The sequence below is a fragment of the Meishania litoralis genome (assembly GCF_042611095.1).
Taxonomy (GTDB): domain Bacteria; phylum Bacteroidota; class Bacteroidia; order Flavobacteriales; family Flavobacteriaceae; genus Meishania; species Meishania litoralis.
This window is the reverse complement of the sequence record NZ_JBHFPV010000001.1, coordinates 646,353-666,305: the sequence shown is the minus strand read 5'-3', so window position 1 is coordinate 666,305 and position 19,953 is coordinate 646,353. Positions and strand designations below refer to the sequence as shown.

The window sequence follows — 19,953 nt, the reverse complement described above, 5'->3', positions numbered from 1 at the left end:
ATGAAACGTACAATTTTTGCTCTGTTGACCTTATCCACACTTATTTTTTCATGTTCTTCTGATAAGGAAGATCAAGGTCCTCAAGGTCAGGAGGCCATTGTCGGCACTTGGCAAGCGACCGAATTGAAGATAGACAACGAAACGGCCAGTGATGAGGCCAAATTCGGTAGGGATATCTTAAATCACTTAACGGCAAAGGACTGTTATATTCTTTCTTTAACGTTCTATGCCGATTTAAGTGTGATCCTGGAGAGTTCGGCCAATTATCTTGAAATAAATGCGACCAGCACCGGTCTCGATGTTCCATGTCCTACCGAAGTAGATACTGAGACAAGCACGTATACCTATGATGGTGAGGTGATCACATATGTTGATACAGACTCAACTAGCAAGATGATAAGTGCGACTATCGAAGGTAATATAATGCGTGTTGATGCGGCAGATTTGGATATTCCCAATTTTAATGCGAGCGGAGAGCTGCTATTCGTAAGAAAATAGAATAGTAAATCAGAAAAATGGCCCTCGATCGCAGTTGCGATAGGGGGCTTTTTTTGCTTGAAAAAGATTCAAATTTTAAGATATCAATGGCTTAAATTTGAGCATTTTAGATCATGAAAAGCCCCCTGTTACAATTTTGTATTTGACTAAGAAAATACATTGCTAGTTCTTATAAAACTTCGTTTTGATGTGCTGTTCTTGAGAACGGATGGAGATCATATAGATTCCGGGTTCAAGATTGGAAATAGGTAGGTTCAAGGCTTGGTTCTTGATTTGCCACTGATGCTGCAAGACTATGTTTCCATAGATATCGGAAACAATGATATCGGCTTTCAAGCTATTAGATAGTCCCAATACGTTCACCACGTTCGTGGCCGGATTCGGAAATACCTTGACTTTTTCGGTCTTGATGTCTTGGGTGGCAGGGTTAACGCCATTATCTTTGTTTTGGGCCGAGATGGTCTGTAAACCCAAGAGCAGCACCGTTAGTAATAGAAGCTTTTTCACAATGGTTCTTCGTTAAAGGATTGAGCTTCATATAGGTTCTAGGTAAAGAACGCATTTCATCGATCGTTCGTATTATTTTTGCAAAAGCTTAACAATCGAGCATAGCTTTTTGAAATTTTGTTGTTACCCTAGTCTTGAAATCTCAATGCGCCATGAGCCAATTGTTTCCTTCTCCCAATTCGACATCCAACGGAACGGAAAGTTTATAGGCGTTTTCCATTTCCGATTTTATCAAGGGCCTTATTTTATCCAATTCAGGTTTGTAGACATCGAACACCAGTTCATCATGCACTTGTAACAACATTTTGGTCTTGTAATCACCTTCCAAAAGTTTTTTGTGGATGTTGATCATCGCAATCTTGATAATGTCCGCCGCGCTTCCTTGAATTGGGGCGTTCACAGCATTGCGTTCGGCAGCGCCACGAACGACCTGGTTGCTTCCGTTGATATCCTTTAAATACCTGCGTCTTCCCAGAACGGTCTGTACATACCCATGCTCACGGGCGAAGTCGATTTGTTCGCTGATATAGTTCCGTAATTTGGGATAGGTTTTATAATAGGTGTCGATGAGTTCTTTCGATTCCGATCGCGACAAATCGGTCTGATTGCTCAATCCAAAGGCCGATACCCCATAGATGATTCCGAAGTTGACGGTTTTGGCATTACTTCGTTGTTCACGGGTAACCTGATCGATGGGAACGTTGAAAACTTTGGAGGCCGTAGAGGCATGAATATCCTCCCCGTTTTTAAAGGCCTCGATCATGGTGGTTTCTTCACTAAGCGCCGCAATAATGCGAAGTTCTATCTGTGAATAGTCGGCGGCGAGCAAGGTATAATCCTCGTTTCTTGGAACAAATGCCTTTCGAACTTGCCGCCCGCGCTCGGTGCGAATCGGAATGTTCTGAAGATTCGGATTGTTACTGCTCAAACGGCCCGTTGCCGCGACGGTTTGCATATAGTCGGTGTGTACCCTTCCCGTTGATGGTTCGACCTGCTCTGGTAGTGCATCGACATAGGTGCTTTTGAGTTTGCTAAGGGCACGGTAATCCAAAACGTCTTGAATGATTTTATGGTCCTTGGCCAGATATGAAAGTACATCCTCCGCCGTCGAATATTGGCCGGTCTTTGTCTTTTTAGGCTTCTCGACCAATTTCATCTTGTCAAAAAGAATTTCGCCCAATTGTTTGGGCGAAGCAATGTTGAATTCCTCGCCAGCAGCTTCGTAAATCTTCGTTTGCAAGTTATTAATATCATTCTCCAGCTCATCTGAAAGTGATTTCAGAAACTCTTTGTCAAGATTGATGCCTTCAAGTTCCATATCGGCAAGTACGTGCAACAAGGGAATCTCGATATCGTTGAAAAGATCTTCGGTCTTCGCCTCTGCCAATTCAGGCCTAAAGTGTTGCGCCAACTGAAAAGTGATATCGGCATCCTCTACCGCGTATTCGGTCTGTTGCTCGAGAGGTACCTCGCGCATGCTCAATTGGTTCTTTCCTTTTTTACCGATAAGTTCGGTAATCGAAACGGGAGTATAGTTGAGGTAGGTTTCTGAAAGCACGTCCATATTATGCCGCATATCGGGATTGATCAGATAATGTGCCAACATGGTGTCGAAAAACCTGCCCTTGACCCTTACATTATACTTGTTCAGGACCTTGATATCATATTTTAGGTTTTGCCCTATTTTCTCGATGTCCTCCGCTTCGAAAAAGGGACGAAGCTGTTCGATGATTTCCTGGGCTTCTTTCCTGTCTTCCGGAAACGGTATGTAGAATCCCTTTCCTGCTTCCCATGAAAATGCGATTCCGACCAACTCGGCGGTAATCGGGTTAATGCCCGTGGTTTCCGTATCGAAACAGACCGATCGCTGTGCCATCAGGTTTTGTACGAATAATTTCATTGCCATACCCGATGTTATGCTTTGGTAGACATGTGGCACGTCTTTTATTGTTTTTCTGCTTGAAGCATCTTTTATAGTGGCTGCCCCGGAGCCATCGTTGCCAAAAAGCGAAAATTGACCTCCACCTGCGATCTGCGCTTCTTTTTTGGCGGTCGGGGTGCTGGTGACCTGGGTCTGGGGCGTATCGGTTTCACCTGAGAATATCTTGATGAACTGGTCTTTCAGCCTTCTAAATTCCAACTCCTCGAAAATCTGCTGCACTTTTTCAGCATCCGGAACCGACATTTCATAATCTTCGGCATTGAATTTCACATCACAATCGACGCAAATGGTCGCCAATTTTTTCGAGAGCAGGCCCAATTCGGCATTTTCCTCGATTTTTTCTTTCATTTTTCCCTTGAGTTTGTCGGTATTGGCCAATAGATTTTCCAAAGAACCGAACTCGGCGATAAATTTTTTGGCGGTCTTATCTCCGACCCCGGGAAGTCCCGGTATGTTGTCACTGGCATCGCCCATCATACCCAAGTAATCGATTACCTGTTCGGGCCGTTCTACCCCGAAACGCTTTTGTACTTCAGGGATTCCCCATATCTCGATGCCATTGCCCAAACGGGCCGGACGGTACATAAAGATGTTCTCGGAGACCAATTGACCGAAATCCTTATCGGGGGTTACCATAAAGACCTTATAATCTTCTTTTTCGGCCTGTTTTGAAAGGGTGCCGATGATATCATCTGCCTCCCAGCCTTCCAACACGACAACGGGAATGTGCATGGCCTTAAGAATATCTTGAATATAGGGTACGGCCACTTTGATGGCATCGGGAGTTTCGTCGCGGTTCGCTTTGTAATCTTCGTAGAGATCGGTACGTTCCACACTCCCGCCCTTATCAAAACAGACGGCCAGATGGTCGGGTTTTTCACGTTTGATGACATCGAAAAGAGAGTTCATAAAACCCATTATGGCCGAAGTGTCCATTCCTTTTGAGTTGATGCGCGGGTTTTTGATCAAAGCGTAATAGCCCCTGAATATCAGTGCGTATGCATCGAGTAAAAAGAGTCTTTTTTGTTCTGCCATTTTCGGGTTGTTAGAAGATGTGCGATTAATATTTTATACTTAAGATTTTAAGAATGACTCGGCCGGATGGTTGGTCTGGCCCTCTTCGGTAAACATGCTGTAACTAAAACCGGGATGCACACAATACCCTCCGGTATCGCCTTTTTTGTTGATGGCGATAAAACCGATCTGAAAGTCGTCACGGTCCTTGTTCTTTTCCATGATACGTTTTACCCCTTCTTCACAGGCTTCTTGAGGCGATTTGCCCTGTCGCATCAATTCTACGATCAAAAAACTGCCTACCGTGCGAACGACTTCTTCGCCTACTCCGGTCGCCGTGGCACCTCCAACTTCGTTATCGACGAATAGTCCGGCACCGATGATAGGCGAATCGCCCACGCGTCCGGCAATTTTGTAGGCCATGCCACTAGTGGTACAACCCCCTGCGATATCACCGTTTCTATCGATGGCCAGCATGCCAATTGTATCGTGGTTTTCGATATTGATGGGGGTCTCGTATTTTGACGTTTTTTTCCATTCGAGCCATTCCTCTTTTGACTTTTCGGTCAAGAGGTCTGTTTTTTCAAAGCCTTGCTCGTAGGCGAATTGCTCGGCCCCTTTTCCCGCCAACATCACATGTGGGGTTTCTTCCATTACCTTGCGCGCCACCGAAATGGGGTGGGCGATGTTCTGCATGCAAAGTACCGCACCACAATTGCTGTCTTTATCCATGATACAGGCGTCCAGGGTTACGTTTCCGTCACGATCGGGACGCCCACCGACCCCTACCGTTTGGTTCTCTACATCTGCCTCTTCGACCATAACCCCTTGCTCGACGGCATCCAGCGCGCTTCCTCCATCCTTCAAGACTTCCCAGGCCCTTGCCGTAGCATTGTAAAAGTTCCAGGTGCAGATAGCTATGGGCCGTACTGGCCTGGCCTCCGCTTTGTCGATGGCCGCATTCTTGTTTTCATCCTTACAAGATGCAAGTAACGGTACACTAAGTAATCCGGCTGTTGCCGTTGTGGAATTTTTAAGGAACTTTCTTCTTTGCATGGGGAGGTATGTTTACTTTTAGGGCATTAAATATAGGTAAATGCTAGTAGAAGTTTGCGCCAATTCATTGCAATCTGCGCTGAATGCCGAAAAAGCAGGGGCGGATAGAATCGAACTTTGTTCCGAACTCGCTGTTGGGGGTATTACACCTTCTTATGGATTGTTAAAGAAAGTCAAGGAAAAGGTGACTATACCGATACATGTATTGATCCGTCCGCGAAGTGGCGACTTTACTTTTTCTGAGGATGAGTATGAAATCATGAAAAAGGATATCGCCCTTTGCCGCGATATGGGTTTTGAAGGAGTCGTAGCGGGTATTCTGTACGAAGATTTGCGTTTGGATATTGACCGAACCTCTAGACTTAAGGAAGCTGCCGGACCAATGAAATTTACATTTCACCGTGCCTTCGATTGGGTCGTCGAACCTTTTATGGCATTAGAGGAACTGGAAAATATCGGAGTCGACTATATTCTTTCTTCAGGGCAACAAAACTCCGCGCCGGAGGGTATTGCAATGTTGGAAACCCTGCATCAAAAGGCTGCTTCTTGCAAAATAATGCCGGGAAGTGGAATCCGTCCTGAGAACATTCGCAAATTTGCCGAGATAGGGTTTAATGCCGTTCATTTATCAGCGGTCAAGTTCGAAAGAACATTGAAGCAGACTCCCAAAGTGTCGATGAACTCACCTGCTTTTTTAAAGGATAATGAAATAGGTATATCTGATTTCGAAACGATTGGCAGGATCGTAAATGAAGTTAAATAAAATCTAAACGGGTCAACGTATACCTTTTGATCGGGTACATTTGTAAAAAACAGAAATGCTTCGTTGGGCTATCTTTATCGTTATTTATCTCGCACTTGCGCTTTACACGCTGCAAGCATTAAAGGCGGCTACAAGATACCCCTGGGTCTATTACCTCTTCATTGCGCTATCGCTTCTGGTACTTGGTAATTTTATTTATCAATTTACTTTAGGTGAAGTGCCCGGCAGGGTTTTGAGCCGTCCAAAAAGTTATGCCTTCGGGTTTTTGCTGACCATGATGGCTTTTCAGTTGATTACCATCTTGTTTCTTTTTTCAGAAGATATCTTTAGGCTTTTGGCCGGAATCTACCATAAGTTTTTTGGTGTAACGAAGACTTTCACGATTCCTGAAAGAAGAAGGTTTCTTAGCCTTTTGGGCATGGGTATTGCCGCAATCCCGTTCGGTGCCTTGCTTTATGGTATGTACAAGGGCAAATACAATTATAGGGTTTTGAATTATGATCTTGAATTCGATGATCTGCCCAGTGCTTTCGATGGCTATCGTATTACCCAGATTTCCGATGTGCATAGCGGAAGTTTTGACAATAGGGAAAAAATAGAGTATGCCATTGACCTGATCAACCGACAAAAAAGTGATGTGCTTTTTTTTACGGGCGATATGGTCAATAATAAGTCGGAAGAGATGCATCCTTGGAAGCAATTGTTCGCTACTCTTCATGCCCCGGATGGCAAATTTTCGATTTTGGGAAATCACGATTATGGAGATTATGTCGATTGGGATACGCCTGAGGCCAAAAGTCAGAACCTGCAAGACTTGATGGCCTTACAAAAGGAAATGGGCTTTGACCTATTGCTCAATGAAAGTCGCTACTTGCAAAAGGAAAATGACCGTATTGCAATTATCGGTGTCGAAAATTGGGGCAGGGGAGGTTTCAAGAAAGCCGGGGACCTGAAAAAAGCGTCGGACAATATCATGAAAGACGATTTCAAGATACTCTTGAGCCATGATCCATCGCATTGGGAAGATGTGGTTATCAACGATGAGTATCATTATCATTTGACGCTTAGCGGCCATACCCATGGTATGCAGTTCGGTATCGAGATTCCCGGTTGGATCAAATGGAGCCCCGTAAAATGGCGGTATAAATATTGGGCGGGAATCTATAAAGAATTGGGTCAATATATCAATGTGAACCGTGGTTTTGGATTTTTAGGGTATCCGGGCAGGGTCGGCATATGGCCCGAGATTTCGGTTATTACCTTGAAAAAGAAGGTTTAAGACAATAGAATGTCACTTACAGATTACAAAAAGCCTTGTAACATCGATATTTTCACATTTTTTACTACATTTGGCGCATAACGCAATGCTTCATATATGTCAAAATTCGGCGACCTTATAGATTTAAAAGTTCCGGTGTTGTTGGACTTTTATGCGGAATGGAACGAGCAATCCACTGCCATGCACGCCGTATTGCGCGATGTGGCGGCCGCTTTGGGCGATAAGGGCAAAGTCATTAAGATCGATGTCGACAAGAACAAAGAACTGTCGCAAGCACTTCGCGTTAAGGGGCTACCGACCCTTATGATCTACAAAAAGGGGGAGATGGTCTGGCGCCAGAGCGGGGAGCAAGACGCCAATACCTTGATCGGTATTCTCAGTGAATACGTTTAAGGTCAGACCTTCACAACTTTTCAGTTATAATCCCATTTTTTTTGACCTCGGTTTTCTATTGACATACCGAACAAAGTGTCAGTTTTGGGGTACTAGGGTAGAATCGTTGATTTCTTCAGATATCTCCGTATTGTCCGTTGAGTTGGCATCTTGAGCCATGGTGTCCAAGGTTTCAACGGTATCGACCATATCGGGATTTCTCTTTGATTCGGGTTCTATCGAAGGCTCTTCACTTTTATAGAAATGATCGAACTTATCGATGTATTCATTGAAGACGAGGGTTTCCTTTTCGGCCAATTCGCGGTCGTTATTGTTGATAAGGATGTCTATATTTCTCCGATAACCTTCCATATCCGAAATAATCTCGTCTATGTTGTTATATTGTGCATCTAAGGTCATGCCTGAATAATATTCCAATCGCTCTTGATATTTGGTCTTTAGCTTTTCGAACAATTCCCTTGCCTTTGTCGTTTCTCCGACCTTGAAATAGCCATCGACAAAAGGTTCCACGAAAGTGTAGTAACCGAAATAATCGACGGGCATATTATCCATGGCCAAGTTGATGATGTCTTTCGCCTTGTCGATTTTTTCCTCGGCCACCAAGGTCTCGACCAATCGGGCCAGGTTGCTACGGTACGAAATACTTTGAATACGGGTCTGTGGATCGTGGTAGATATCGGGACTCCCTGAATTGCCCCAGTCCCATTTCATTACGATATCGTACATCAGATCACTATCTATCCTACCCAATTCGAACGAATTCTTCCGCTCGGTTTTGATCGGCACCAACTTGTACGCCATACCATCTAATTGCAGATAGTCTTTCATCCAAATATATTCTGCATCGTCAAAACTTCCTCCAGAAAAATAGATTGGTCTTTTCCAATCGTTATTGGCCAGAATATCCAACATCATCATACTCTTTTTTGTGATGGCACTTGTTGGCAGATCGATATCGATATAGTCCACAATATCGGCACTGTCCTTCATTTTGACCAATCCGCTTTCCAAGACGTTCTTTTTGTTTACCGGAATGCGAATCTTGTTGGTCGGATAATAGACGATGTTTTGAGTGTTCATCGAATAGTCGCTCAAATCTGCACCTTGTTGTTGTAAGATGTGTTTGAGCTTGGTCTGAGGCTTGTCACTATCTAGCCAATTGACAAAGTCTTTGATGGGCCATCGATTCTCTGTAATACCTTGATGGTACAAAACGTCACGGGATCCCCAGCGGTATTTGTCATGGGTTATTTGCGATGGAATCGGATCACTTTCATAGGCTTTACGTTTCATTTGGTCAACGTACCAATCGGTTTCGAAAAGACTGGTGCAAACAATTCGAACATCGGTACGATACCCTTCGATTTCTTGTGCATACCAAAGAGGAAATGTATCGTTATCGCCAATGGTGAACAAAATTGCTCCAACATCTTCTTGGCACGAGTCGAGATAAGCTTTGGCCGAGGCATTGGCGGTATATCGGTTCGAACGGTCATGGTCGTCCCAATTTTGATATGCCATGACAGAAGGGACTGCCAAAAGGCAGACGACGGTTACCAGAGGGGCCAATATTTTGGGTGTCAACCACTTTTTGAATTCATCGAAAAGACCATAAACCCCAAGACCGATCCATAAGGAGAATACGTAGAACGATCCAACCAATGAATAATCCCTCTCACGGGGTTGAAAGATCGATGGATTCGTGTAGAATTGTATGGCAATGCCCGTAAACAGGAAAAAAATGGCGAGTACCCAAAACTGCTTGGGATTTTTAGAAACCTGAAAAATCAATCCGATCAACCCCAGGATCAACGGTAAAAAGAAATAAGTGTTGCGCGCCTTGTTCTCTTTGATATCGGTCGGAAGATTATCTTGGCTGCCCAAACGGGCCGCATCGACTATGGGTATGCCCGACAGCCAATTGCCATTTCCATTATATCGACCCTGAACATCGTTTTCCTTTCCGGCGAAATTCCACATAAAATACCGCCAATACATATAACCGAACTGAAATTCGAACATGTACTTAATGTTCTGCCAAACGGTCGGTGGTTGCACTTCGAGGTATTCGTTAAACCGTTTGAGAAAACTGATGTATTGTTCGGCATCGATTTCACCATTGGCGAACCCCGTCTTTACTTGATCGACCGCTTTTCGAAGTTCATCGTTCGACTGCTTCATCTTAAAATCGAGCGGGCCAAAATATTTCATGTAATTCTCGGCGTTCTGGCCACTCCACATTCGAGGGAGAATACCACGATGCTGGGGGTTCGGACCTTGCAAAGCACCTTCGTAATGATTGACAATTACGTATTTTCCTAAAGTTTCGTCTTTTTCGTATTTCGGTTTTTCATCTTTGTCCTCCCCTGCCGGCGCGAACATATCGGAGTAATACGTGCCGTAAACAGGGCTGTCGACCCCGGGATACTGTTCACGGTTATAGTAGGCCAAGAGTGCACGGGCATCGGCAGGATTGTTCTCGTTTATGACTACGTTGGCATTGGCGCGGATCGGAAGCATTATCCATGAAGAGAAACCAAGAAACAAGAACATCAAACAGAGTACGATGGTGTTGGCCGTTCTGAAATTGTTCTTTCGCGTATATCGTAATCCGCAATAAAATGCGCCGACAAAAAGCAGTCCGATAATAATGGATCCAGAATTAAAAGGTAGTCCGATACTATTGATAAAAAAGACTTCGCCCCATCCGAATAATTTCAAGACATAGGTCAGCGAAAACTTATAGACCAACATCAATATTCCGATTACTACGACATTTGCTATCAAGAAGTTCTTTATTGTTGTCTTTTTGTAGGTCTTGAAATAATATAACAAACCAATGGAGGGTATGGCCAAAAAGCCCATGAACTGTATTCCAAAGGTCAACCCAACCACGAAAGAAATCAGTACCAACCAACGATCGCCCCTTGGGTCTTCAAGGTTGTCCGTCCATTTTAGGCCAAGCCATAACAATAACGCCATGATAAAACTGGCCATGGAATACACTTCTGTCTCTACGGCATTGAACCAGAAACTGTCGGAAAAGGTAAAGGCTAGGCTTCCCACGACCCCACTTCCCAAAACAGCGATGGCCATGCTATTGGTCAATTTTTTTCCTTCGCCCATAAGTTTTCGAACGAGGTTGGTAATCGTCCAGAACATGAAGAGAATAGTGAAAGCACTTGAAACTCCAGACACATAGTTGACCATTCGGGCCACCTGATCGGGTTCAAAGGCGAACAAGGCAAAAAAGGCACCGATCATTTGCAAAAGGGGTGCGCCCGGAGGGTGGCCGACCTGTAACTTTGCAGAGGTAGCTATGTATTCACCGGCATCCCAAAAACTGTTCGTAGGTTCGACCGTAGTGGCATAAACGATAAGGGCTATAAAAAAAACGGCCCATCCGAGGATCGTGTCCCATTTCTCGAAGTTCTTTGAAAACATGCAATGTTTGATTTTTCGATGGGGCGAATTTAGTGATTATAATAGATTTATGGCTAGAATTTTATAAATCGTTAACAGCGCACCCTGCTGTGCTTTTTAAGCTATTGTAGTCAAAAATGTTTGTGCAAACCAAACTTTGTTCTAAATTTGCACGCTCTTATACCGAACTTAGGTTTTCGGTCGTGGTAAAGTTATTGGCCTATGGTGTAATTGGCAACACTACTGGTTTTGGTCCAGTCATTCTAGGTTCGAGTCCTAGTAGGCCAACAAAAAAATAATATTGATCCCGTTTCCTTAATATGTGGTTTCGGGATTTTTATTTTCCAGCAAGGGTTAAATTTGAACAACTTCATTCCCTTTGTCACAAAACTTCAAGATAAAATGATTAGGCCATTCTGAATGGCTAAAGTTCATTCTTTCCATGTAAAGTTTAAAGTGTTTTGCTGTCTCATAACTTGTTGGCGAATTAAAAGGCAGAACATCGATAAACTACCATTCAATATAATGAAATCGACCACTTTTACGAAATTATAATCGACCGATATGAAAATAAGACTACTTCGAAAAAAGGTTCGAGGCTATATTGCTATTGGATCATCACTGATTTTTTTGGGTACCGCTCCATATTTTGCGGGTTCTGGTTTAGATAGCGCTGAACCAATTGGCGCATATCTAAACGGTAATTTTCCCGCTAGTTTGCCACAGGGCCTACCTTATGAACCTGTTTTTCCCAATCTGAGCTTTGATTCGCCATTGACCTTTAATGAAGTTCCCAATGGAAATAAAATTATCATAGGCCAAAGGGATGGACGAATCTTTTGGTTCGATAAAACTCCAAGTGTCTCAGTGAAGAATTCCATGTTGGATTTATCGGAGAAAGTCGGCGTAGTGTGGGATGGAGGATTTCTGGGCCTTGCCCTACATCCTGAATTTGGCTCCCCCGGTAAGAACTATTTTTATGTATGGTACACTACCGAGGATGCAAATAGCAATGATTTTCCCAATAGTTATACCACACAAAGTTGTAATAGCGAAGAATATTGGGGTAATTTTTTGATTCTGGCAAGATATCAAGCCGACCCTGATAGCTTGACTGTGCAGGAGTCTAGCGAACAAATCATGCTCAAACTTAGAATGTACGGTACTACCCATAGGGGGGGTGGCCTTGTCTTTGGAGACGATGGCTTTTTATATTTGACCACCGGTGATCAAACTGCATTCAAAAAAGCACAGGATATAGTTAATAATCTTGATGGAGGGGTTTTACGATTGGATGTGGATAAAGATCCTACTAAAAGTCATGCCCCGGTTAGAACCATGCCCGATGACCATGGTTTTTTCGATGAGATAACAGGCAATGGCTATTGGATCCCAAATGACAACCCTTTTTTGAGCCCTACGGGTCAGAATTTCGAAGAATATTACAGCTTGGGCCATAGAAATCCCCATCGAATGACCAAAGATAGGTTGACCGGTGAATTATATGTCGGTGAAATCGGAGGGGGAAGACATGAAGAAATCAACATTGTCAAAAAAGGGAAAAATTATGGTTGGCCTCTCTATGAAGGCCTATATTATAGCACTTTCTGTGTGCAAAACCTCTATAATAATATGTCGCACGAACAGCCATTAGTGGCTTTTCCGAGAGCCGAGGCAAACGCCATTATCGGAGGTTATGTATATCGCGGAAATGAGATCCCAGAACTTGAAGGCAAATACATTTGCGCCGACTATGGTAGTGGCGAAGAAATCTTTACTGTTGATATAAATACGGGCATATACGAACAATATGGCAATTTTACGTCTACCAATATAATTTCGTTCGGTGAAGACAAACAAGGCGAACTATATATCTTAAAGCAAGGTGTTTCCTCGCTTTTTAAGATTACATCGAAAAACACGGGTTTCGGAAACACTCCACGATTGTTGTCGCAGACAGGTGCTTTTTCAGACCTGGTCAATTTGACGCCCACCGAAGGTCTTATTCCTTATGATTTGGTCGAATCTTTTTGGTCCGACGGGGCTTTAAAGAAACGTTGGATGGCAATTCCTAATGATGGAATTCATGATACAGCGGGTGAAAAGATATCATACTCCGATGTCGATGACTGGGATTTTCCAATCGGAACCGTTTTGGTAAAACATTTTGAACTACCTATCGATGAGCGAAATCCTAGTATCGTAAAACGTTTGGAAACACGATTTTCGATAAAGGCCAATGATGGCAATTTCTATTTTGTGACCTATAAGTGGAATGATCAGCAAACAGATGCTATTCTACTGACCGGAGGCTTGGAAGAAAATCTGGACATCATTAAATCTGATGGCAGCTCGGGTACCCAAACCTGGAATTATCCAAGTACCATTGATTGTGTTAGCTGTCACAATCCAACTACAGGTGGAACCTTAGGTCCAAGGGCCAGATATTTGAACAAAGACTATACATATCCCCAAACCGGTAGAACGGCCAATCAATTGGTAACTTTAAGCCATTTAGGAATATTGGATCAAAGTGTTACCGATGCTGATACCGGTACTATACTTACCTCCAAAGCAATAACAGACCCATTGGCAACATTGGACGACAGGGCCAGATCTTATTTAGATTTGAACTGCGCATATTGTCATCGGCCAGGTACTGGAAATCGCGGGGATTTCGATCTGAGGCTGAACCTAGATTTGGAACAAACGGGTGTTTTGACGGCTTCTCCTTACCTGCCCTTGGGAATACCCGACGAAAGAATTGTCGATCCGGGCAATATAGGGACCTCAATTCTATATCATAGGATGAATAGTACAGATCCGGCCATTCGTATGCCCCCGATCGCAAAAAATAAGATCGACGATAAGGCCGTACAACTAATCGAAGATTGGATTAACCAACTCGATCCGGACCCTTGCGAGGATAGGATTATTATGGAAACTTTTGAAAATGTGACCGGAACTTCCATTGCTGAATTGAAGAGCAATGTCAATTTTCCCGATTCACCGACAGCCGTTGATGAACTTAACGAGTTTCGAATACCGATCAATGTCGATGATGATTACGGGGTGCGCGTAAAAGGACTTTTGAAAGCCCCCGAAACTGGTACTTACTACTTTTGGGTTACCGGTGACGACAATGTCGAATTAAGTATTAGTAGCGATGCCAGTGAGGCCAATAAGGTGCGGATCGCTTATCATAATGATTGGTCAAGAGATGGGGAATGGAACAAATATTCCACCCAAAAATCGGCTGGTATTGATTTAGTGGCAGGCCAGAATTATCATATAGAGGCCTTGATGAACGAAAGAGGTGGGGGAGATAATCTCTCAGTTGGTTGGCGAAAACCCAGCAATGGTGATGGTTCAGTACCTATTCAGGTAATCCCATGCACGGCTTTTGACTATTTCAACGGTCCCCCTATTATTAAAGTTAGCGGGGTCGACCTTGACCAAGATTCAATTACTATTGTAGAGGGCGGTACCCAATCCCTGACCGCTACCGTGACTCCCTCAGATGCCACGGATCAAACGGTCGATTGGGTCTCTGCCGATTTAAGTATCGCCACTGTGGACAATACAGGTACGGTTACGGGGGTCTCCGAGGGCACAACTACTGTTACTGTAACTACCACCGATGGAGGTTTTTCCGATTCGGTCACCATTTTGGTCGAGGCTGCCACGGTTCCTGTTACCGGTCTTGATATTGCTCCTGAAACGCTGAGCATAAGGGAGGGTGATGTTAAATCGCTTATTGCAACGATTATTCCCGTTGATGCTACGGATCAAACGATAGACTGGAGCTCTTCAGATACTGATATTGCCATCGTAGATTCCTCAGGAAGGGTTACCGGTATTTTGGCGGGAACCGCAACGATTACGGGTAAGACAAGCGATGGAGGCTTCACCGATACTACCACTGTTGTTGTTGAACCTGCTTTGGTCCCCGTCACGGGTGTGGGCTTGGATCCGTCTTCGCTGACTGTTTCCGAGGGCGGTTCGGCGTTACTTACGGCGACGGTGTCGCCTTCAGGGGCGAGCGACGGTTCCGTTTCGTGGTCTACGAGCGACGCCTCGGTCGCGACGGTCGACGGTTCCGGTCTTGTCACGGGTGTCTCCGAGGGCACGGCCACGGTCACGGTGACCACTGTTGACGGGGGCTTCACGGCACAGTCGGCGGTTACCGTCACGGCTCCCAATCCCGATCCCTGTACGGCCTCGGGCACGATATTGATGGAGCGCTACGACGGTATACCGGGCAGTTCGATCGCGAACCTTACGGGTGCCCCTTCCTATCCCGACAGCCCTACGCTTTCCGCCGAGCTTTCGCTTTTCGAGATCGAGAGCAACCAGGGCGACGACTACGGTGTCAGGGTGAGGGGTTACCTCTGCGCTCCCGAGACGGGCACGTATTATTTCTGGGTCGCGGCGAACAACCATGCCGAGCTGAGCCTCAGCGCGACGGCCGATGCCTCTGGCAAGGCGAGGATCGCCCACCACGACGACTGGGCCAGCAGCAGGCAGTGGGACAAGTTCGCAACGCAGAAGTCTTCGGGCATCTATCTTGAGCGTGGCGAGCGCTACTACATTGAGGCCCTGATGAAGGAGGAGGCCTTCGGGGACAATCTGGCGGTGGGCTGGCGCAGGCCGAGCGACGGCGACGGCGCGCTCCCCGTCGAGGTGGTCCCGGGCGAGGTGCTCTCCCCGGCGGCCTATGAGCTTGTCCCCGTCACGGGTGTGGACTTGGATCCGTCTTCGCTGACTGTTTCCGAGGGCGGTTCGGCGTTACTTACGGCGACGGTGTCGCCGTCAGGGGCGAGCGACGGTTCCGTTTCGTGGTCTACGAGCGACGCCTCGGTCGCGACGGTCGACGGTTCCGGTCTTGTCACGGGTGTCTCCGAGGGCACGGCCACGGTCACGGTGACCACTGTTGACGGGGGCTTCACGGCACAGTCGGCGGTTACCGTCACGGCTCCCAATCCCGATCCCTGTACGGCCTCGGGCACGATATTGATGGAGCGCTACGACGGTATACCGGGCAGTTCGATCGCGAACCTTACGGGTGCCCCTTCCTATCCCGACAGCCCTACGCTTTCCGCCGAGCTTTCGCTTTTCGAGATCGAGAGCAACCAGGGCGACGACTACGGTGTCAGGGTGAGGGGTTACCTCTGCGCTCCCGAGACGGGCACGTATTATTTCTGGGTCGCGGCGAACAACCATGCCGAGCTGAGCCTCAGCGCGACGGCCGATGCCTCTGGCAAGGCGAGGATCGCCCACCACGACGACTGGGCCAGCAGCAGGCAGTGGGACAAGTTCGCAACGCAGAAGTCTTCGGGCATCTATCTTGAGCGTGGCGAGCGCTACTACATTGAGGCCCTGATGAAGGAGGAGGCCTTCGGGGACAATCTGGCGGTGGGCTGGCGCAGGCCGAGCGACGGCGACGGCGCGCTCCCCGTCGAGGTGGTTCCGGGCGAGGTGCTCTCCCCGTTTACGACGAGTACGGCCTCTTCTTCGAAGCAACAATCACTTGCTATCACAGAAGTAGAATTGTATCCAAACCCAGCTGGAAATTTATTGAATATTATGGTTTCTGGTGATGTAGACAGCCCTGTCGAAATGTTCTATATTTATGATGCTTTCGGAAAAAATGTACTTGCACTAAAAAGGGAGGAAACGCAATTATTGGGAGATGGGGTCTTTCAAATATATGTTGGGGATCTTAGTCCTGGAATGTACTACTTATACCTAACGATCGGCAGTCAACAAAAAGGGGCAAAGTTTATTAAAGAATGATTTTATCGATGATAGTCGTCCAAAAAGCCTTAATCTAGAGTTGGGTCAAGCTCATCGCGAGATTCTTGACGTGTTGGATTGTTGATTTTGGTTGTGTTGTGTTCATGCATTTCAGGATTCAGTTCTTTTTCGCGAAGTGCGTCTTCGGCCTCGTTTCTTTCCAATAGTTCTTGGTCGATTTCGTCCAGTAGGGTGCCCATTTTCTTTTTGTCCTTGATCATGGCCCAGGTCATGATCAGGCTTGTGGCGATGATTACAAAAAGCAGTACGCCCGACTCAAAACTTGCGATTTGTGCCTGTGCGGGGATGGCATAGAAAAGTAGTACGGTGATCAATCCCCTTGGGGCGATAAAAAGTTGGGGTAATATATCCTTCCCTACAAAAATACGTAACAGTGCAAAGCGAATGGTATAGATCGATGCGATGATCAATATACTGATCAGGGCCACCTTTAAGCTGAACAATGAGGCGAGAACGATAGAAAGGCCAAAAATTACAAAGAAAAAGGTGCGTACGACAAAAGCCGTTTCTAGGGTAATGATATGCAGTTCATGATAGATTTGGTGTATTTTTTCGTTTTCAAGAAAAACATCCATTTTTCCCGGAAAAAACACTTTGATGTTTTTGATGACCAATCCGAAAACCAGAATGATAATCAAAGAAGACAGGTGCATTTTCTTGCCGACGGCGTATAGCAATAATAGCACGGCGATGAGCAAAAACTGTTTGGCCTGGCTCTTTATTCTTTGAAAGATAAGGATGAGTGCATAACTGGCGGCCAGTGCCACGACTATGGTCAATACAATATTTCCGGCAAATCCCGTCACCCCGGAGTCGTCGGCAGGATCTAATCCCCCGGCCAGAAAGTAGAACATCATAATCCCCATAATATCCGAAAAGGTGCTTTCGTAAATATGAAATTCCTTCTTGTCAGCCGATAATCCACCTACACTGGGTATGATGATGGCGCTTGATAAAATCGACAAAGGGGTCGCATACAACCAAGCGGATTGCATGGTCATCTCGGGTATGAATTGATAAATGATCAATGCGGCCACCCATGCCGAAGCGACCAGGCCGATCAGTGCCACGGCCATCGATTTGAGAATGGGCCACAGCTTTTCACGTTTCAGCTCCAATTCCAAAGCGGCCTCGAGAACGATCATAATAAGCCCCACTGTTCCTAAAATTTCAAGCGACCCGGCAAAATCAGGAATATCGGGCACGAAAAATTTCAGAACATATTGCAGAATTACGCCAAGCACGATCAACATCAATACCGAAGGTATGTTCGTCTTCTTGGAAATGCCGTTGAACCAGAAAGAAAGAATAACGATTACGGCCGCAGCTATAATAAGGTCGAAAGATGAAAGAATATCCATAAATATCGGTAGTGATCGGTTAGTTTCCTTAAAAGTACTATTAAATGCTTTGAATAAGGTTTGGGCCGATAATTATTTTTGTTTCAAAAAAAATGTATATTTGCACGACTGAAAGGATATCAAAGTATTCATGAGGGGACCGTTATAGTCCTCTTTTTTATTTCTTAGGGTTATGTTGAAGGAGAAAGTAGATATGCTTTTAAAGGATGCCCTGACAAAGGATGGGTCGTTGTTCTTGATCGATTTTTCGGTTTCGTCCGACAATAAGATCAAAGTAGTCTTGGATGGCGATAATGGCGTTACCGTCAAAGATTGTATAACGATAAGTAGGGCCATCGAACACAATTTAGATAGGGAGGAAGAAGATTTTTCAATTGAGGTGATGTCGGCCGGTGCCGCATCTCCGCTACTCTTGCCTAGACAGTTTAAAAAGAATATCGGTAGAAAAGTCAAGGTCGATACCCTTGAAGAAAGTTTCGAGGCCAATTTGATAGAAACGACCGATAATGGAATTGTTTTGGAATGGAAAGCACGGGAACCCAAACCCGTCGGAAAAGGGAAGGTTACGGTTCGGAAAAAGCGTGAAATCGCATTCGCCGACATTAAGGAAGCAAAGGTTATATTAAAATTTTAATTCTAGTTAAGTAATGGAAAATATTGCGCTGATCGAGTCTTTCTCGGAGTTCAAGGATGACAAGTTTATCGATAGGGTTACGTTGATGGCGATCTTGGAGGATGTTTTTAGAAACGCCCTTAAGAAGAAATTCGGATCTGATGAAAACTTTGATATCATTATCAACCCTGACAAGGGCGATTTGGAAATCTGGAGAAACCGCATTGTGGTAGAGGATGGTGAAGTAGAAGAGCCCAACGAGCAGATTTCGTTGTCGGAGGCACGAAAGATAGAGCCCGATTTCGAGGTGGGCGAAGATGTGTCGGAGGAGGTCAAATTGATCGATTTGGGAAGAAGGGCCATATTGGCCCTGCGGCAGAACCTGATCTCGAAGATCCATGAACATGACAATACGACCATTTACAAGCAGTTCAAAGACCTTGAAGGCGAAATCTACACGGCAGAGGTACACCATATAAGGCATAAAGCCATTATTTTGTTGGATGACGAAGGAAATGAGATCATCCTTCCGAAAGATCGGCAGATTCCATCCGACTTTTTCAGGAAAGGAGACAATGTTCGGGGCATTATCGAGAGCGTTGAACTGAAAGGCAGTAAGCCTACTATTATTATGTCGAGAAGCTCTCCCAAGTTTTTGGAGCAATTGTTCTTTCAAGAAATCCCTGAGGTTTTTGACGGACTCATAACCATTAAGAAGGCCGTACGTATTCCTGGGGAAAAAGCCAAAGTGGCCGTTGACTCGTACGACGACCGTATTGATCCGGTTGGTGCCTGTGTGGGTATGAAAGGTAGCCGCATTCATGGTATCGTTCGTGAACTGGGCAATGAAAATATAGACGTTATCAATTGGACGAACAATCCTCAGTTAATGGTGACAAGGGCCCTGAGCCCCGCCAGGGTATCTTCGGTAAAATTGAACGACGAAAAAATGACGGCTCAGGTCTACCTAAAGCCCGAGGAGGTTTCAAAGGCCATTGGTCGCGGCGGACACAATATCAGATTGGCCGGGCAATTGACAGGATACGAGATCGACGTTTTCCGTGAAGGTGTTGAAGAAGATGTGGAATTGACGGAATTCTCAGATGAAATAGAGGCTTGGATAATCGAGGAATTCAAGAAAATTGGTATGGATACCGCCCGTAGCGTATTGGAACAAGATGTTGACGATTTGGTCAAACGTACCGATTTGGAAGAAGAGACGATAGAGGAAGTTATACGCATACTCAAAGAAGAATTAGAAGATTAGCTATATATTAGCGGCAAATA

At 45.3% G+C, this 19,953-nt stretch carries 12 protein-coding genes and 1 tRNA gene; 8 read left to right on the top strand and 5 right to left on the bottom strand.

Annotated elements, in window-relative coordinates:
• Window positions 1-498 carry a hypothetical protein gene (locus ACEZ3G_RS02960; RefSeq protein ID WP_432423985.1) on the top strand — a complete coding sequence of 166 codons (498 nt, stop codon included), beginning with the start codon at window positions 1-3 and terminating at the stop codon, window positions 496-498.
• 162 nt (window positions 499-660) lie between these two features.
• Here ACEZ3G_RS02960 and ACEZ3G_RS02955 read toward each other — a convergent pair whose 3' ends face one another.
• The 3 genes from ACEZ3G_RS02955 to ACEZ3G_RS02945 all read right to left on the bottom strand — a co-directional run bounded on the left by ACEZ3G_RS02955 (window position 661) and on the right by ACEZ3G_RS02945 (window position 5,017).
• Complete coding sequence (locus ACEZ3G_RS02955; RefSeq protein WP_432423984.1) at window positions 661-1,005, bottom strand: T9SS type A sorting domain-containing protein; 345 nt, start codon at window positions 1,003-1,005, stop codon at window positions 661-663.
• Between the two features lie 142 nt (window positions 1,006-1,147).
• Complete coding sequence (gene polA / locus ACEZ3G_RS02950; RefSeq protein ID WP_432423983.1) at window positions 1,148-3,982, bottom strand: DNA polymerase I; 2,835 nt, start codon at window positions 3,980-3,982, stop codon at window positions 1,148-1,150.
• A gap of 39 nt (window positions 3,983-4,021) precedes the next feature.
• Complete coding sequence (locus ACEZ3G_RS02945) at window positions 4,022-5,017, bottom strand: isoaspartyl peptidase/L-asparaginase family protein (protein ID WP_432423982.1); 996 nt, start codon at window positions 5,015-5,017, stop codon at window positions 4,022-4,024.
• A 40-nt stretch (window positions 5,018-5,057) separates the two neighbouring features.
• Between ACEZ3G_RS02945 and ACEZ3G_RS02940 the strand changes: the two genes are divergently transcribed.
• The 3 genes from ACEZ3G_RS02940 (at window position 5,058) to ACEZ3G_RS02930 (ending at window position 7,452) form a co-directional block, all read left to right on the top strand.
• On the top strand, window positions 5,058-5,780 hold the full coding sequence (locus tag ACEZ3G_RS02940; protein WP_432423981.1) for a copper homeostasis protein CutC: 723 nt from the start codon (window positions 5,058-5,060) through the stop codon (window positions 5,778-5,780).
• 55 nt (window positions 5,781-5,835) lie between these two features.
• On the top strand, window positions 5,836-7,059 hold the full coding sequence (locus ACEZ3G_RS02935) for a metallophosphoesterase (protein WP_432423980.1): 1,224 nt from the start codon (window positions 5,836-5,838) through the stop codon (window positions 7,057-7,059).
• A 96-nt stretch (window positions 7,060-7,155) separates the two neighbouring features.
• On the top strand, window positions 7,156-7,452 hold the full coding sequence (locus tag ACEZ3G_RS02930) for a thioredoxin family protein (RefSeq protein WP_432423979.1): 297 nt from the start codon (window positions 7,156-7,158) through the stop codon (window positions 7,450-7,452).
• 78 nt (window positions 7,453-7,530) lie between these two features.
• On the opposite strand, the gene ACEZ3G_RS02925 is transcribed toward ACEZ3G_RS02930, so the two are convergent.
• On the bottom strand, window positions 7,531-10,896 hold the full coding sequence (locus ACEZ3G_RS02925; protein ID WP_432423978.1) for a protein O-mannosyl-transferase family: 3,366 nt from the start codon (window positions 10,894-10,896) through the stop codon (window positions 7,531-7,533).
• Window positions 10,897-11,091: 195 nt separating this feature from the next.
• Between ACEZ3G_RS02925 and ACEZ3G_RS02920 the strand changes: the two genes are divergently transcribed.
• Together ACEZ3G_RS02920 and ACEZ3G_RS02915 are read left to right on the top strand one after the other, a co-directional pair.
• Window positions 11,092-11,163: transfer RNA gene (locus ACEZ3G_RS02920), tRNA-Gln, on the top strand.
• Between the two features lie 276 nt (window positions 11,164-11,439).
• The gene (locus tag ACEZ3G_RS02915; RefSeq protein ID WP_432423977.1) at window positions 11,440-16,671 is read left to right on the top strand and encodes an Ig-like domain-containing protein; all 5,232 of its coding nucleotides are present in this window, start codon (window positions 11,440-11,442) and stop codon (window positions 16,669-16,671) included.
• Window positions 16,672-16,700: 29 nt separating this feature from the next.
• Here the strand turns inward: ACEZ3G_RS02915 and ACEZ3G_RS02910 are convergent, their stop codons facing one another.
• Complete coding sequence (locus tag ACEZ3G_RS02910) at window positions 16,701-18,053, bottom strand: cation:proton antiporter domain-containing protein (RefSeq protein WP_432423976.1); 1,353 nt, start codon at window positions 18,051-18,053, stop codon at window positions 16,701-16,703.
• Between the two features lie 172 nt (window positions 18,054-18,225).
• Between ACEZ3G_RS02910 and rimP the strand changes: the two genes are divergently transcribed.
• Window positions 18,226-18,687: a ribosome assembly cofactor RimP gene (rimP, locus tag ACEZ3G_RS02905; RefSeq protein WP_432423975.1), complete on the top strand. Its 462-nt coding sequence runs from the start codon at window positions 18,226-18,228 to the stop codon at window positions 18,685-18,687.
• 13 nt (window positions 18,688-18,700) lie between these two features.
• On the top strand, window positions 18,701-19,933 hold the full coding sequence (nusA, locus tag ACEZ3G_RS02900; RefSeq protein WP_432423974.1) for a transcription termination factor NusA: 1,233 nt from the start codon (window positions 18,701-18,703) through the stop codon (window positions 19,931-19,933).
• Window positions 19,934-19,953 lie beyond the last annotated feature (20 nt).

Bases quoted from the DNA above. Each gene is read 5' to 3' on its own strand.
- ACEZ3G_RS02960 (WP_432423985.1), top strand. From the start codon at position 1: ATGAAACGTACAATTTTTGCTCTGTTGACCTTATCCACACTTATTTTT.
- polA (WP_432423983.1), bottom strand. From the start codon at position 3,982: ATGGCAGAACAAAAAAGACTCTTTTTACTCGATGCATACGCACTGATA.
- ACEZ3G_RS02945 (WP_432423982.1), bottom strand. From the start codon at position 5,017: ATGCAAAGAAGAAAGTTCCTTAAAAATTCCACAACGGCAACAGCCGGA.
- ACEZ3G_RS02940 (WP_432423981.1), top strand. From the start codon at position 5,058: ATGCTAGTAGAAGTTTGCGCCAATTCATTGCAATCTGCGCTGAATGCC.
- ACEZ3G_RS02935 (WP_432423980.1), top strand. From the start codon at position 5,836: ATGCTTCGTTGGGCTATCTTTATCGTTATTTATCTCGCACTTGCGCTT.
- ACEZ3G_RS02930 (WP_432423979.1), top strand. From the start codon at position 7,156: ATGTCAAAATTCGGCGACCTTATAGATTTAAAAGTTCCGGTGTTGTTG.
- ACEZ3G_RS02925 (WP_432423978.1), bottom strand. From the start codon at position 10,896: ATGTTTTCAAAGAACTTCGAGAAATGGGACACGATCCTCGGATGGGCC.
- ACEZ3G_RS02915 (WP_432423977.1), top strand. From the start codon at position 11,440: ATGAAAATAAGACTACTTCGAAAAAAGGTTCGAGGCTATATTGCTATT.
- ACEZ3G_RS02910 (WP_432423976.1), bottom strand. From the start codon at position 18,053: ATGGATATTCTTTCATCTTTCGACCTTATTATAGCTGCGGCCGTAATC.
- rimP (WP_432423975.1), top strand. From the start codon at position 18,226: ATGTTGAAGGAGAAAGTAGATATGCTTTTAAAGGATGCCCTGACAAAG.
- nusA (WP_432423974.1), top strand. From the start codon at position 18,701: ATGGAAAATATTGCGCTGATCGAGTCTTTCTCGGAGTTCAAGGATGAC.